Origin of the sequence: Hymenobacter sp. BT559, assembly GCF_017571525.1 — a bacterium.
GTDB classification, from domain to species: domain Bacteria; phylum Bacteroidota; class Bacteroidia; order Cytophagales; family Hymenobacteraceae; genus Hymenobacter; species Hymenobacter ginsengisoli.
The window spans coordinates 278,237-293,014 of sequence record NZ_JAGETY010000003.1 but is presented as its reverse complement, the minus strand read 5'-3'; the positions used below and the strand labels follow the sequence as shown (position 1 = coordinate 293,014).

10 protein-coding genes are annotated in these 14,778 nt (G+C 57.6%); 4 read left to right on the top strand and 6 right to left on the bottom strand.

What is annotated here, in order from left to right:
• Positions 1-102: 102 nt before the first annotated feature.
• Positions 103-1,671, top strand: coding sequence for a T9SS response regulator signal transducer PorX (porX, locus tag J4D99_RS05845; RefSeq protein ID WP_208130769.1), 1,569 nt, complete (start codon positions 103-105; stop codon positions 1,669-1,671).
• Between the two features lie 380 nt (positions 1,672-2,051).
• On the opposite strand, the gene J4D99_RS05840 is transcribed toward porX, so the two are convergent.
• A complete protein-coding gene (locus tag J4D99_RS05840; RefSeq protein ID WP_208130768.1) occupies positions 2,052-3,317 on the bottom strand; it encodes an asparagine synthetase B in 1,266 nt (421 codons plus the stop codon).
• A gap of 190 nt (positions 3,318-3,507) precedes the next feature.
• Here J4D99_RS05840 and J4D99_RS05835 point away from each other — a divergent pair, with 190 nt between their 5' ends.
• Together J4D99_RS05835 and J4D99_RS05830 are read left to right on the top strand one after the other, a co-directional pair.
• Positions 3,508-4,758 (top strand): ABC transporter permease, encoded by a 1,251-nt coding sequence (locus J4D99_RS05835; protein ID WP_208130767.1) that lies wholly within the window; start codon positions 3,508-3,510, stop codon positions 4,756-4,758.
• 80 nt (positions 4,759-4,838) lie between these two features.
• Entirely contained in the window at positions 4,839-5,447 is a 609-nt protein-coding gene (locus J4D99_RS05830; protein WP_208130766.1) for a helix-turn-helix domain-containing protein, read from the top strand.
• A 145-nt stretch (positions 5,448-5,592) separates the two neighbouring features.
• Here the strand turns inward: J4D99_RS05830 and mtaB are convergent, their stop codons facing one another.
• The 4 genes from mtaB to J4D99_RS05810 all read right to left on the bottom strand — a co-directional run bounded on the left by mtaB (position 5,593) and on the right by J4D99_RS05810 (position 10,283).
• Entirely contained in the window at positions 5,593-6,933 is a 1,341-nt protein-coding gene (mtaB, locus tag J4D99_RS05825) for a tRNA (N(6)-L-threonylcarbamoyladenosine(37)-C(2))-methylthiotransferase MtaB (protein WP_208130765.1), read from the bottom strand.
• Positions 6,934-7,087: 154 nt separating this feature from the next.
• Positions 7,088-8,416: an ammonium transporter gene (locus tag J4D99_RS05820; RefSeq protein ID WP_208130764.1), complete on the bottom strand. Its 1,329-nt coding sequence runs from the start codon at positions 8,414-8,416 to the stop codon at positions 7,088-7,090.
• 45 nt (positions 8,417-8,461) lie between these two features.
• On the bottom strand, positions 8,462-9,028 hold the full coding sequence (locus J4D99_RS05815; protein WP_208130763.1) for a DUF4468 domain-containing protein: 567 nt from the start codon (positions 9,026-9,028) through the stop codon (positions 8,462-8,464).
• A 52-nt stretch (positions 9,029-9,080) separates the two neighbouring features.
• Positions 9,081-10,283 carry an outer membrane beta-barrel protein gene (locus J4D99_RS05810; protein WP_208130762.1) on the bottom strand — a complete coding sequence of 401 codons (1,203 nt, stop codon included), beginning with the start codon at positions 10,281-10,283 and terminating at the stop codon, positions 9,081-9,083.
• 598 nt (positions 10,284-10,881) lie between these two features.
• Here J4D99_RS05810 and J4D99_RS05805 point away from each other — a divergent pair.
• Complete coding sequence (locus tag J4D99_RS05805) at positions 10,882-13,071, top strand: glutamine synthetase III family protein (protein WP_208130761.1); 2,190 nt, start codon at positions 10,882-10,884, stop codon at positions 13,069-13,071.
• Between the two features lie 242 nt (positions 13,072-13,313).
• Here the strand turns inward: J4D99_RS05805 and J4D99_RS05800 are convergent, their stop codons facing one another.
• Complete coding sequence (locus J4D99_RS05800) at positions 13,314-14,612, bottom strand: hypothetical protein (protein WP_486327046.1); 1,299 nt, start codon at positions 14,610-14,612, stop codon at positions 13,314-13,316.
• Positions 14,613-14,778 lie beyond the last annotated feature (166 nt).

Sequence of the window (14,778 nt, the reverse complement as noted above, 5' to 3'; positions counted from 1 at the left end):
CGGCCTGCTACGCCCGCCGATACTACGGGCGGGCTGGTCTACGTTAGAACCGCTACCGCTTACCTTATTCCGACGCGCGCACCTACCTCCGCGCCCCTGCTTATGCAACGATACTCCATTCTTTGGGCCGACGACGAAATTGACCTCCTCAAGCCACACATCCTGTTTCTCAAGGAGAAAGGCTACGATGTGACGCCCGTCAACTCCGGGGCCGACGCGCTGGAAGAAGTGCAGGAGAATTCTTACGACCTGGTTTTTCTTGATGAGAACATGCCGGGCCTCACCGGCCTCGAAACGCTCAACGAAATCAAGGTGGTGCGCCCCACGGTGCCCGTCGTGATGATTACCAAGAGCGAGGAAGAGCATATTATGGAGGGCGCCATCGGCGCTAAAATTGCCGATTACCTCATCAAGCCCGTCAACCCGAACCAGATTCTGCTGTCGGTGAAAAAGGTGCTTGACAACAAGCGTCTGGTCACGGAAGCTACCAACTCGGGCTACCAGCGCGACTTCCGCCAGCTCGGCATGCAGCTTTCCGACCGGCTCTCGCCCGCAGAATGGGTAGACGTGTATAAAAAGCTGACGTATTGGGAGTTGGAAATCAACGAAACCGAAGGCAAAAGCATGGCCGAGGTTTTCAATATGCAGAAGGACGAGGCCAATACCTACTTCGGCCGCTTCATTATTGAGAACTACGAGGACTGGGTCAATGGCCGCGACAAGGATGCGCCGCTCATGTCGCACCAGCTTTTCAAGGAAAAAGTTTTCCCACTGATGAAGCAGACCGGCGACACGCCGGTGTACTTCGTGCTCATCGACAACCTGCGCTACGACCAGTGGAAGGTGCTGGAACCCATTATCGCCGAACTCTTTACCGTAGACAGCGAAGAGCTGTACTACAGCATCTTGCCCACTACTACGGCCTACGCCCGCAACGCCATTTTTGCGGGCATGATGCCGGGCGATATTCAAAAGAAATACCCCAACCTGTGGGTGTGGGACGAGGATGAGGAAGGCAAAAACCTGCACGAGGCTGAGTTCATGGAAATTAACTTCCAGCGCAACAACCAAAAGGCCAAGCACAGCTATCATAAGGTGACTAACCTGCAGGCTGGCAAAGACTTGCTGGGCAAGATGAGCAACCTGCACAACAACTACAAGCTCAACGTCATCGTCTACAACTTCGTGGACATGCTCTCGCACGCCCGCACCGACATGGCCATGATACGCGAGCTGGCCGCCGATGAGAGCGCCTACCGCAGCCTCACGCGCTCGTGGTTTTTGCACTCGCCGCTCTATGAGATGCTGCAAACTATTTCGGAGAAAAAGGGCAAGCTCATCATCACCACCGACCACGGTACCATTCGAGTGAAGCGCCCGTATAAAATTGTGGGTGACCGCAATACGAACACCAACCTGCGCTACAAGCACGGCCGCAACCTGGGCTTCGACGAGAGCCGCGACATTTACGTGGTGCGCAAGCCGGAAAGCATTTTCCTGCCCCGCGAAAATGTGAGCACCGCCTACGTGTTCACGCTAGGGGACTATTTTTTCGCTTACCCCAACAACTACAACTACTACGTGAACTACTATAAGGACACGTTCCAGCACGGCGGCGTGTCGCTGGAGGAGTGCATTATCCCGTATATAACGCTGACTGCGAAGGGCTAATCTGAACAAGAACAAATAAAAAAGGCTGGCCTATTCGCCAGCCTTTTTTGTTGTGATAAAAACAGCACCATTTTTGCCGCGATTGCCGTAGCAAACATATGCATTTTCGCTTCTTATAACAGTTATAGTGGCTATGCGTCTGGGGCTTATGTGACTAATGCGCCGCTGAGATGATTTCTTTCCATTTACTATCCACAACAGTTTATTCCTAGGAATTTTTGTTATATCGTGCGGACGCACAATAGCAGGGTTAGCTGGAGTAGTAATGTGCGTAGTACATGGCTCATAGCGTGAAGTAGCACAAGATGCTAGGCTTAGCGCTAGGGTCACATAGCTAATAGCAAGGCGGTGGGGTATAATCATGACCCGCAAATTACTTCTTAGGTTTTCTGCTTCTTTTTCTTCGCAGCCGGAAAGAGCACATTATTGAGTATTAGTCGATACCCTGGCGAGTTGGGGTGCAGCGAGAGGTCGGTGGGTTCTTCGCCTACCATGTGCTGGTAGTCTTCGGGGTCGTGGCCGCCGTAAAACGTCCAGGTGCCTTTGCCGAGCGAGCCGTGCATGTAGCGCACCTCGCCGTCCTGCTTGGTTTCGCCCATAATTACGACATCGGGCTTGATGAGGCTTTTGCGGAATGCCGTGGTTTGGCCCATAAAGCCGTGAATGGTTTTTTCGTGGTTCTGGGTCAGCATAGTCGGCACCGGGTCATACTTGGCTGAGAAGGTAAAGAGCTGAAAGTAATCGTTTTGCTCATAAAGGCCGCGCTCGCCAGGCTGCATGTCGATGTTGGAGTACTCGTACACCATCGGGTTCATGTAGAGCTGGAAGTTCTGGAAGGCCAGCGAGCGGTTGAAGTTGAGCTTGCTCTGGGCATTGGGGTCGGCGGGGTCGCCGTCGTACATACTTTCCACCATATCGACCCCTAGCCCGGCCAGCGCAATGTCGTAGCTATCGGTGGCCGAGCACATGGCAAACATGAAGCCGCCGCCCGCGATAAACTCTTGCATCTTGACGGCTTCGGCGGCCTTCATCTCGCTCACTTTCTTGAAGTTGTTGCGCTTGGCGGCGGCTTCGGCCTCGTGCTGCTGCTGTTGGTACCAGGGCGCGTAGCGGTAAGTCGAGTAAAACTTGCCGTACTGGCCCGTGAAATCTTCGTGGTGCAGGTGCAGCCAGTCGTACTTGGGCAGCACCCCCGAAAGCACCTCGTCGTCGTAAATCTTATCGTACGGAATCTCGGCGTAGGTGAGCACCATTGTCACAGCATCGTCCCAGGGCTGCTTGCCTTTGGGCGTGTACACCGCTATTTTGGGCACTTTCTCCAGCTTCATCACGTCCATATTGGCGTTGGGGTCGGCTATCTGCTGCAAAATGCCGGTGTACTGCGCCTCCGAAATGGTTTGAAAGGTGATGCCGCGCACGCTGAGCTCGTTTTCTACCGCCGGCTGGGCCTCACAGGCAAACGAGCCCCCCTTGTAGTTAAGCAGCCAGTCGACTTCAATCTGCTTACTCAATGCCCAGTAACACAGGCCGTAAGCCTTAAGGTGTTCCTTCTGGGTATTATCCATCGGGATGAAAATGTGGTTGGCGCGGGCCGCCAGGGAGGGGGATAGCAGGGCTAGCAGCAGGGCAAGACGCTTCAGCAACATACTTTTGGGGGCTAAGGGGCTAGCCGAGCAAACGAGCCGGCCGTAACCCTAGTTCAAGGTACCACCGCTGGGCTACACAACGCGCAAGCTCAGGCGTCACCCAGCTAATTATCCACGCTCAAAACGGCGCTCAGGCAGCCAGCTTCAGCAAGCGTAGCTGTGCAATCCGTTAAATCTGTTTGAATCTGCAATGAGTTTTCTAGAAAATATCCGCGAGGCGCTGCGTGCCATCTCCGGCAATTTGCTGCGTACCGTGCTCACCGCCCTCATCGTGAGCATCGGGCTGATGGCCCTGGTAGGCATCCTCACGGCCATCGACGCCATGCGCCACTCGCTGGGCGAAACCTTCGCCAGCCTCGGCGCCAATGCCTTTGAAATCAAAGCGAAAGGGTACGGCAACCGGTTTCGGCGCGGCGGCGTGCAGGCCAAGCAATACCCGCCCCTGAGCTACCTGCAAGCCACGCTCTATAAAAAGGAGCTGACCCGCCGCGAGCCCGGCACGGTGGTGGGCGTGTCGGCCTTCATCAGCGGGGCTACTGAAATAAAGGCCGGCGGTGAGAAAACCAACCCCAACATGCAGGTAGTGGCCGGCGACGAAAACTACCTGCGCATCCAGAGCTACGCCCTCACGCAGGGCCGCACCTTCTCGCCGGCCGAGCTGAATACTGGCGCCAATGTGGCCATCATTGGCCAGGAAATGAAGGATAAGCTCTTTCCGCAGGCTAGCCCGGTGGGCAAGTACATCTACGCCCTCGGCCAGCGCTTTCAGGTGGTGGGCCTGCTCGAAAAGAGCGGCAGCGGCATGGGTGGTGGGGGCGGGGCCGACCGCCTGCTGCTGGTGCCCCTCGAAACCGGCAACCAGCTGCCCCGCACCGGCGCGCTCACCTACGATGTGAAAACGGCCACGCCCAGCGCTGGCTCGCTCGCTTTCCTGCAAGGACAGGCCACCGGCGTAATGCGCGCCGTGCGCAACGACCGCCTGGGTCAGGAAGACTCGTTCGACATCGAAAGCCCCGAGTCGCTCACCGGCACGCTCGATTCCATTGCCGGCAAGATGCAGCTGGCGGGCGGCATCATTGCCTTTCTGGCGCTGCTGGGGGCTAGCATTGCGCTCATGAATATCATGCTGGTATCGGTGACCGAGCGGACCCGCGAAATCGGGATTCGCAAGGCGCTCGGGGCCACGGCCAAGCAGGTGCGGCTACAGTTCCTCATCGAGGCCATTGTCATTTGCGTGCTGGGTGGCACGTTTGGCATTTTGCTCGGGGTGGGCGCCGGCAACGGCGTGGCGCTGCTGGCGGGCAGCAGCTCGTTTTTCGTGCCCTGGGGCTGGGTAGGGGTGGGCCTCACCATTTGCGTAACGGTGGGCCTGCTGGCCGGCTCGTACCCGGCAGGCAAGGCCGCCGCCCTCGACCCTATCGACAGCCTGCGCTACGAATAAACTATACTAGGCCCCTGTAAAAGGCGAACGGCAGGAATGCCGTTCGCCTTTTACATTTGCGCAACTTCCCATTTGTGCAAATGCCCGTTTCAACCTCCATCGGCCAGCGTTTTACCCAGCTTATTCAGCAATTGGGCATGAGTAAAAATGCGTTCGCGCAGTCGCTGGACAAGACCGCGACGGTCATTCAGCACCTGGTAGATGAGCGCAATAAGCCCGGCTACGACCTGCTATGCAAGGTATTTGAAGTGTACCCAAATGTGTCGAAAGACTGGCTGCTGCTAGGCCAGGGGCCCATGCTGACAGCTGAAAACGCAGCCGCTGAGCTAGCTAGCCCCGCGTCCGCGCCAGTTCCCACGCCTACAACTGAGCCCGACTTATTTGCAGCGCCCGTGCCAGCTCCCATACCGCCCTCGCCCCGAGCAGTGCCCGCCGAAGCTCCCGCGCCGGCCCCTGCTGTAGTAGTGGCCGCGCCGTCAGCAGGGGCCGCACCCGCCGCCAGCCCAGCACCCGCGCCGATGCCCAGCCCGGCCCCAGTGGCTGCGCCCGACCCGGCGTATCTGGCCGTCGCCCTGCAAACCCAGCACCTTCAGCACCAGTTAGCCCTGGCCGAGCAGCGTAACCAGCACCTGCTCGAGCAGCAGGCGCTCATGCAGCAGCTCGTGGCCGTGTTGCAACGCTCCGTCTGAACCACGGATTCGAGCGGATTAGTCGGATTACGCGGATTTGGTAGCCGAAGCCGACACATTGAGCGGGCTTTTTGCTGCTAAAAATGCTATAAAACAATCGGCTACCAAATCCGCGTAATCCGACTAATCCGCTCGAATCCGTGGTTCAGACAAGCAGGCCTACTTCCTCGGCCTCCATCAGCCCAAGCGCATTTACCTGGGTGAGGCGCAGCGGCCGAATTTCGCCTACCAGCAGCGGGTCGTATTTAGCCGCCACGCGGATGTAGTTGGGCGTGTAGCCCTCCACGCGGCCATCGGTGATGTCGTCTTCAAACAATACTTCGGTTTCGAGGCCGGCGTGCTGCTCGTAAAAGGCCCGTTTCTTCTTCTCCGACAGGCTGCGCAGCTGGGTGGTGCGCTCGGTGCGCACGCGCTCGGGCACGCGGCCGGGCAGGGTGGGGGCTAGCGTATTGGCCCGCTCCGAATACGGAAATACGTGCAGGTAGCTGACGGGAAGCTCGTTGAGGAAATGGTAAGTTTCCAAAAAGTCAGCCTCCGTTTCGCCTGGAAAGCCGACAATCACATCCACCCCAATGCCGGCGTGCGGCATTAGCTCCTTAATGCGGGCCACGCGGTCGGCGTAGAGGGCGCGGCGGTAGCGGCGGCGCATCAGGCCCAGAATTTTATCTGACCCACTTTGCAGCGGCAGGTGAAAGTGCGGCATGAAGCGTTGCGAGGCCGCCACGGTCTGGATAATCTCGTCGGTGAGCAGGTTGGGCTCGCACGAGCTGATGCGGAATCGCCGCATGCCCTCCACCTGGTCAAGCGCTTGCACCAGTTGGGTAAAGCTTTCTACCCGCTGGCGCTCGGGGCCTTGCAGGCCAAAATCGCCCAGGTTGACCCCGGTAAGCACTATTTCCTGCACCCCCTGGCTAGCTAGCTCCTCTACTCGCTCTACCACCGAGGCCACGCTGCCCGAGCGGCTAGCCCCCCGCGCCAGCGGAATGGTGCAAAACGAGCACGAGTAGTCGCAGCCATCCTGCACCTTCAGGAAGGTGCGCGTGCGCTCGCCCAGCGACTGCGCCGGGTGAAACTCGTGCGCCGCGCTGATGGGCGAGGCAAACACCCGGCCTGGCCCCGAGGCTGCGCCCGCCGCAGGCAGCTCAAGCTCGCTCAGAATCTCGGCCAGCCGAAATTTCTCGGCGGCACCCAGCACGGCGCCTACGCCCGGGATGTTGGCAATTTCCTCGGGCTTGAGCTGGGCGTAGCAGCCCACGATGGCCACAAAGGCGCTTGGGTTATGCTTAAGCGCTTGCTGCACCACGCGCCGGCACTTGCGGTCGGCGTGGTCGGTGACGGAGCAGGTGTTCACAACGTACACGTCGGCGCCCTGCTCAAACTCAACGCGGCGCACGCCGCGCTCCTCAAACTGCCGGCCCAGGGCCGATGATTCGGAGAAGTTGAGCTTACAGCCCAGCGTATAAAAGGCAACGGTTTGCGGAGTCATAAGTCTGCAAAGATACGGCGAGTGGGCTAGCCTGCCTGGCTGTGCTGCCCGCGGGGCGCCCTCCTTGGGCCAGCACCCAACCAAAAAAGCCGGAGCGCTAGCCCCGGCTTTTTTGCCTTGTTGTGAGTAAGCTTAGCTAGCCCGTACCCAGCGCCTACACGCCAGCCAGCAGCTGCTCTTCGTGCTGGCTCACGTCGAGGCCCAGCAATTCTTCCTCCTCCGTCACGCGCAGCGGCGAGATGAGGTCGGTGAGCTTGAGCAGTGCGAAGGAGGCGCAGAACGTAAACACCGACACGATAACCAGGGCCAGCATATGCTTCAGAAACAATGTGGTGCCGCCGTAGGCCAGCCCATCAGCTGCCGCTGCGTTCACGGCTTTGCTGGCGAAGATGCCGGTCATAATCAGCCCGACCATGCCGCCAATACCGTGGCACGGAAACACGTCGAGCGTATCGTCGAGGCGCGACTTGGAGCGCAGGTGCGCGAAGAAATTGCTCGTGGCGCCCGCGATTACCCCAATGAAAATGCTCACCGGCACCGTCACGTAGCCCGAGGCTGGCGTGATGGCTACCAGGCCCACCACGGCCCCGATGCAGAAGCCCAGGGCCGAGAGCTTCTTGCCGCGGGCCACGTCAAATAGAATCCAGGCCAGGCCGGCGGCCGAGGCGGCTACGTTGGTGGTAGCGAAAGCGCTCACGGCCAGTGGGCCGGCCGAGCCCGCCGAGCCAGCATTGAAGCCAAACCAGCCAAACCATAGCAGGCCCGTACCCAGCAGCACAAACGGAATATTGGCCGGGGGCAGCACTTGCTCGCTGCCGTAGGTTTTGCGCGGCTTGAGGTAGATGGCGGCGGCCAGCGCGGCCCAGCCCGCCGACATGTGCACCACGGTGCCGCCCGCAAAGTCGAGCACGCCCAGCTTAAACAGGAAGCCGTCGGGGTGCCAGGTCCAGTGGGCTAGCGGCGCATACACGAGCAGGCTGAACAGCACAATAAATAGAATGTAGGACTTGAAATTGATGCGCTCGGCGATGGAGCCCGTGATAAGGGCCGGCGTGATGATGGCGAATTTCATCTGGAAAAACGCGAACAGCATGAGCGGCACGGTCGGCATCAGCGACCACGGCTTGCCATCGAGCACGCCCTTAAAAAGGAAAAATGTGCGCGGGTCGCCCACGAAGCCACCAATCGACGAGCCAAAGGCCAGGCTGAAGCCCACCACTATCCAGAGCAGGCTGATGATACCCATCGCCGAAAAGCTCTGCAACATGGTTGAAATCACGTTTTTGGAGTTCACCATGCCGCCGTAGAAGAAAGCCAGGCCGGGCGTCATGAGCAGCACCAGGGCCGTGGCGCACAGCATCCAGGCCGTATCGCCCGAGTTGATGCCCTCCGTGACGATGGTGGTAGGCAGGGCCGGCAGCAGCGTGGCCAACAGGCCCACCGCTAACAGAATGAGCAGGGGAATAAAGTTAGGTTTTTGCATAAGGCAGCAGGGTAAAAAGTGAAGGTGAGGGTTGTTAGAAGGTGATTACCAGTCGGCAGCCGGGCGTGTAGCTCCGGCCAGGGGTTTGGGCCGGGCTAGCAGAGCTGCTTTGAGCTCGGCGGCCAGGCCATCCACGGTTTGGTGGGTAGCTTCACGGTGGCTTTGCCAGAGATGGGCCCAGCCGGACGCGGTGGGGTCTTCGAGGGGCTTGGTTTTGCCGGTGGGGGCTAGGTGGTAGGTGCGGTCTTCGGCGTAGTAGGCGAAAACAAAATCGGTAAACTGCTGCCGGTAGCGCCCTTTTTTAACCTCTATCGTGAGCTGATACTGTATTTTGCCGTGCAGCTTCTTTGTGGCGTAGCCGTGGTCATATACCCCAAAGGCATTGGTGGCTACTAGCCGGCCCCCGGCCGAGTCGGCCACCGCCAGCTGATAGCCGCGGCGGCGCAGCCAGGCTTTGGCCAGTGTGTAGAGCCGGCCGGCGGGCAGGCTATCGGCGGGTACTACCTCGCAAAAAGCCACCCGGCCCTGTGCATCGGTGGGCAGTGCCTGACCGTGGGCCGCCCGGCCCGGCAGCAGCCCCCCCAGGGCTAGCAGTAAAAGCAGCGTGCGCATACCAAAAAAGCGTGAAAGGCCCGGCTAGCCCCTCCGGGCCACCACCGCTGGGCTAGTACTTGTAGATGAAGGCCACCCCGAGCGTGCTCTGCGTAGTAGTGCCTTGCCCGGCCGAGTTTTCGTAATATTTGACGGGGGCCGTATCGAGCCGGAATTCAGGCTTGACTTGCAGCTTGCCCGCGGCGATAGTAATAGGCGCCGTGATAGTCAGCGAGTTATTTACCGTTTGCAGGTAGCGCACCCCATGCTTATCCTCAAAGTGCTCGAAGCGGAAGCCTACCCCTAGCACATCGCTGAACGCGTAGTTACTATAAAGCGCCACGCCACCCCAGCTAGGGCTTGCACCGCCATATTTAGCCATAAGCAGGCCTTCATCGGTGTCGTCGGGCCGGAAGCTGTACTGGCCATAGGCCGCATTAAGACCCAAGAAAAATTTGGGCGTTACCTGGTACGTCGTAGTGAGGTCGAGAAGGTTGCGGGTGTAGTTCTCGAAAGCAGGGGGCAGGGTTCCGTTCTGCACCAGGGTGGTCAGGTAAGTATCGTCGCTGTAGCCGCCTATCCAGTTGACGTACACTGTCCAGGTAGCCAAAGGCTTATAGGTAAACTGGCCGATGAGCGATTTCTGCTTGTTGTTATCGGTGAGGTTGTCCCAGTTGTTGACCGCGCCCAGCATCAGCGCAGCCTTATTGGAGAAGCTATAGGCCGCTTTTAGCCCCAAATGGTAAAAGGGGCCGTTGTTGAACAGATTAGACAGTGAATAATTATAGTTGAGCGGTGCGTCAATGACCTCGTAGCCGATATGAGTGCCAAACTGTCCCACCGTGAAGCTGAGCTTGGAGGTGGCCCGGTAAGTGAAATAAGCCTGCTTGATAGCGGCCGATGTACCGTAGAGTGCCGCCACGTAGGGCGCTTGCGGCCGATACATATTAAGTGCGCCGCTGGTGTTGCCAAAATTGCCCAGCTCCGCGTTCGGTCCGAAAGTCAGGTCGATAACCATGTCCGACTTGCGATTGGAATATGAAAGCTTGGCCTGCACTAAGCCCAGGGCAAACTGGTCGGGCAGCCGGTCAAACGCCCGGCCCGCCAACTGGTCTACCCCTAGCAGGTTCCCCGACTTAGGCCGGTTGAAAGCCGTGAGGTAATACGAGTCGATGTAGCCCGAAATACTGAGCCGGCCAATATCGGTAGTATCCGTTTGGGCGAAGGCGGACCCGTTACCCAAGGCCAGTATGGTTACAAGTAGCGGTTTTTTCATCAGGTCTTAGCTGGCTGGTAAGGCAGGAAAGGAGTTTTTAAAGAAAAAACGGCAAATTCAACCAGTGCATGGGGTGTGTAGCTAGAGGGCTATTTAGCAATAAAAGCTATCGTGTGGTTCTATGATAGGGTAATAGGAAAGGGTAGTTGGACGAAAATGGTTGTAGTTATAGCAAACAACCCCTAAATAATAAGGGAATATTCTTTATAGAGGCTATTGGCAAAAGTAACAGCCTCAAGGTTATTTGCAAGGAAGAGCACTGATTTTTAAAAAATTATACTTCCGGGCGTAAACATCCAGGTTAAATACTCACCTCGCCTATTTTGGGTATAAGTAGGAGCGGCAATACTGGATAAGGATGGGCCGCTAGACCCTGGGCAGACTGCGCCGGCAATCTGCTACTGAGTACTGCCTTGCGGCGCTACGTGTAAGAAGTAAGAATAGGGCCCCATGAGGGGCTCGATAATTTTTCTAGCCCCTTCATCGGTTGAATAAGATGCTTTGGCTAATAAATCCGCTAAATGGGGAGGGGGGTATGCTATAAATTACCTCCTCTGCCGTAGTTTTGCCCTGAAATCAGATACCCATCATTCATTTCATGGCCATTCTCCGCTTTAAAGCTCTCGAGCTCGTTGACCAGCGCCAGGCGCTGACGGTAAAGCCCATAGCAAGCCGCCGCTCCGACTCCTTCGGGCAAAATGTGTTTAACCTCGAGGCAATGCGGGCGAATATGCCCGGCGAATACTTCAAAAAGCTGCAAGGGGCTATCAAGCACGGCACGCCGGTTGAGCGCAATGTGGCCGATGCCGTGGCTTCGGCCATGAAAACCTGGGCTATGGCCAAGGGTGCCACGCACTACACCCACTGGTTTCAGCCCCTCACCGGTGCCACCGCCGAAAAGCACGACTCATTCTTCGACCTGAACTCGGACGGCCGGCCGATTGAGAATTTTAAAGGTTCGGCGCTGGTGCAGCAGGAGCCTGATGCTTCGTCGTTTCCCAACGGTGGTATTCGCAACACGTTCGAGGCCCGCGGCTACACCGCCTGGGACCCTACCTCTCCCGCGTTTATCATCGAAACGGTAGGCGCCAAAACACTGTGCATTCCCACGATTTTCGTGGCCTACACCGGTGAGGCGCTCGACTACAAAGCCCCGCTGCTCAAGTCGCTGGCCGTGCTCGAAAAAGCTGCCCTCGACGTGTGCCAGTATTTCGACAAAGACGTGCAGCGCGTGAACACCACGCTCGGCATTGAGCAGGAATACTTCCTGGTCGACAAAGCGCTCTACGACGCCCGCCCCGACCTCGTGATGACCGGCCGCACCCTCTTTGGCCACGCCCCGGCCAAGGGCCAGCAGCTCGAAGACCACTACTTCGGTTCGATTCCGCCCCGCGTGCACGCCTTCATGTTTGACTTTGAAGAAGAAGCCAACGCGCTGGGTATTCCGCTGCGCACTCGCCACAACGAGGTAGCGCCCAACCAGTACGAGTGCGCCCCGACTTTCGAGGATGCCAACCTGGCCATTGACCACAACCAGCTGCTGATGGATGTGATGGACCGCGTGGCTCTGAAGCACAACTTCAAAGTGCTGCTGCACGAGAAGCCTTACGCCGGCGTCAACGGCTCGGGCAAGCACAACAACTGGGCGATGAGCACCGACACCGGTGTGAATCTGCTAGCCCCCGGCCGCCGTCCTAAAGAGAACCTACAGTTCCTGGCCTTCTTTATCACTACGGTGAAGGCCGTGCACCGCTACGGCGACCTGCTGCGCGCCAGCATTGCCTCGGCCAGCAACGACCACCGTCTCGGTGCCAACGAAGCACCGCCGGCCATCATGTCGGTATTCCTGGGCTCGATGCTCGACGGCGTGCTCGACGAGCTGGAGCGCACTGCCAAGCTGCCGCTCGACAAGGGCGACAACATCTACCTCAAGCTGGGAATCGACAAGATTCCGGCCATCATCCTCGACAATACTGACCGCAACCGCACCTCGCCGTTTGCCTTCACCGGCAACAAGTTTGAGCTGCGCGCCGTGGGCTCGTCGGCCAACTGCTCGTCGGCCATGACCACGCTCAACGCCATCGTGGCCGACCAGCTCATCGACTTCAAAAATGAAGTAGACGAGCTCATCGCACAGGGCAAGAAGAAGGAAGTAGCTATTGTAGATGTGCTGCGCAGCTATGTTATCGAATCGAAAAATATTCGTTTCGAAGGCAACGGCTACTCGGATGAGTGGAAGGAAGAGGCTGCCCGCCGCGGCCTTTCTAACGTGCCTACTACGCCGCTAGCCCTCGATGCAATGGTGCGCGACAACGCCGCCGAACTGTTCGCCCGTCACGGCATCTTGTCGCACACCGAGCTACACGCCCGCCACGAAATTCTGCTGGAAGATTACACGAAAAAGATTCAGATTGAGAGCCGTGTGCTCGGCGATTTGGCTGTAAACCACGTAATCCCTACGGCCCTGGCTTACCAAAACAAACTGGTGCAAAACGTGCGCGGCCTGCGCGAGCTAGGCCTCGACGACGACCACAGCCAGGTGACCTTGGAAATGATTAAGTCTATTTCGCGCTACGTCTCAACTATCAAGACGACCGTAGATGAGATGATAGAGGCCCGCAAAGTGGCCAACCGTATTGAAGATGCCCGCGAGCGTGCCATTGCGTACTGCGACACGGTAAAGGAAAAATTTGCGGTTATTCGCCGCGCGGCCGACAAGCTCGAACTGCTTGTGGCCGATGAGGACTGGCCCTTGGTGAAGTACCGCGAACTTTTGTTCCGGCACTAGCCACTGGGTTGGAGCCACGGACCAGCGCTGGGTGGGAATTCTCGCTGCGTCCGGGTTTGGAAAGGGTCGTGCCGGGTGGCGCGGCCTTTTTTTGTGCCTATACTTTTCTGATTGGCATTTAATAAGCGTAGAAGGCGTTTTGAGTTGATTGTGACAGCCAGATTCAGTCACATTCAGTTAGCTTCTGAGTTATACTGCCCCTTATTCTGCCCCTTATTCTGCCCCTGCTTTTGCCAATTGGTTTAGGCTACCGCGACCGCCGGTAGTCGACGGGCGGTCTTGCGATGTGAGTCGAGCAACTCTTTTTCATCAATACCTAGGTACACGTTGAATTGTGATTCGGTCTGGTGACCGGTGGCCAACATTACTAGGCGTGCTGGAACACCTTGATAAATTTTCAGGGTAGCGTAGGTTTTGCGACCTACATGCATGCCAAGCTTCAGGCGAGTAATGCGAGCCAGAACTGCTATATGAGGCAAATACAGCCAAGGGTCTCGCACGAAAGGCATGCAAGTTTCTAACCCTAAAGGGCTGTATTTTTCTAGAAGAGCTACTGGTTGAAACACGTCGTCATCAAGATAGGGGATAAGGCCCACAACGGTTGTTTTATTGAGCTGCTTCTTTAGCAACTCTTGCTTCGGAAAGACATGCTGCCAGCCAAGCTCTTGTGCGTCACCGTGGCGCAGGCTCGTATAGGCGCAGAGCAGAAACGTGTCGCGGGTCCACTCCGCGCGTAAAGCGTGCTCGGCTGAGGTTAGGGCGTTGCGCCCTCCACTACCTTCATTCCTTGATGGCGGCTCGGGGAATGCCGCGGCCAAGTAAGTCTGCACCTGAGACGAGGCAAAATCGATAGCAGCTATTTGCATTAATTCCTCCTGAGTAAGGGCATCTTTACCTACATAGCTGGGAGCTAGGCGCAGAGTTTTACGAAAGTGGGGCGGCACAGGTAGCTCTTGGCTTTCGGCCCAAAATAGAAAGGAGCGCAGGCGCTTAACATAGGTATTGAACGTGCGCGGGCTACGGCCTACCACCCCAAGCATGTAATTACGCAGTCCGTCGTAGAAGGCTTTATTGAGTCCCTCAAAGCTTAGGGGCTGTCGGCGATGGGTTGCGAAGTCAGCAAGTTCCTTACGTACAGCCCTGTGTGTCCAGATGGTGTCGGCGCTGAGTTTGCGCCCAGTGCGTACAGATACCTTTTGCTCTTCCTCGGCAATCCAAGCGTCGAAGTGGTCGAGGATGGTGCGGACTGCCATGAGCGGCGCTGGCACCAATGCCCGGCCAGTACGCTCAGCTTTAAGGACCGCAAGATGATGTTCGATGCCAGACCGCAGTTGTTCTTTGGGTAGAGGCTGGCTCTGTGCGGCGCGGTAGGTAGCTTGGGCAGCGGTTACATAGTCATCAAGCACCTGGTTGATATCCTCAGCATAGGAATCGGGCCTTTCTTTAACGCGCTCGCGCTTAGCATCCCAGTGTCTAGATAGGCATTTCTGACCAGCGCCAAACTTAGTGCGCTGACCATCCCAGCAGCAAGTGACCTGAATCTAGGCCTGGCCGATTTTGGTGAGTTGGTCGAGACGTAGCTGACCGCCGGGAATACGCCGTTGCGCAACTTGCCAAAGCCGGCGCGCCGCTCACCCAGCAGCTTGATAGCGCCCAGGTAGTTTTGGAGGCCTTCGACCGCTTGCATCGGCCCGCACCGGAATTGCT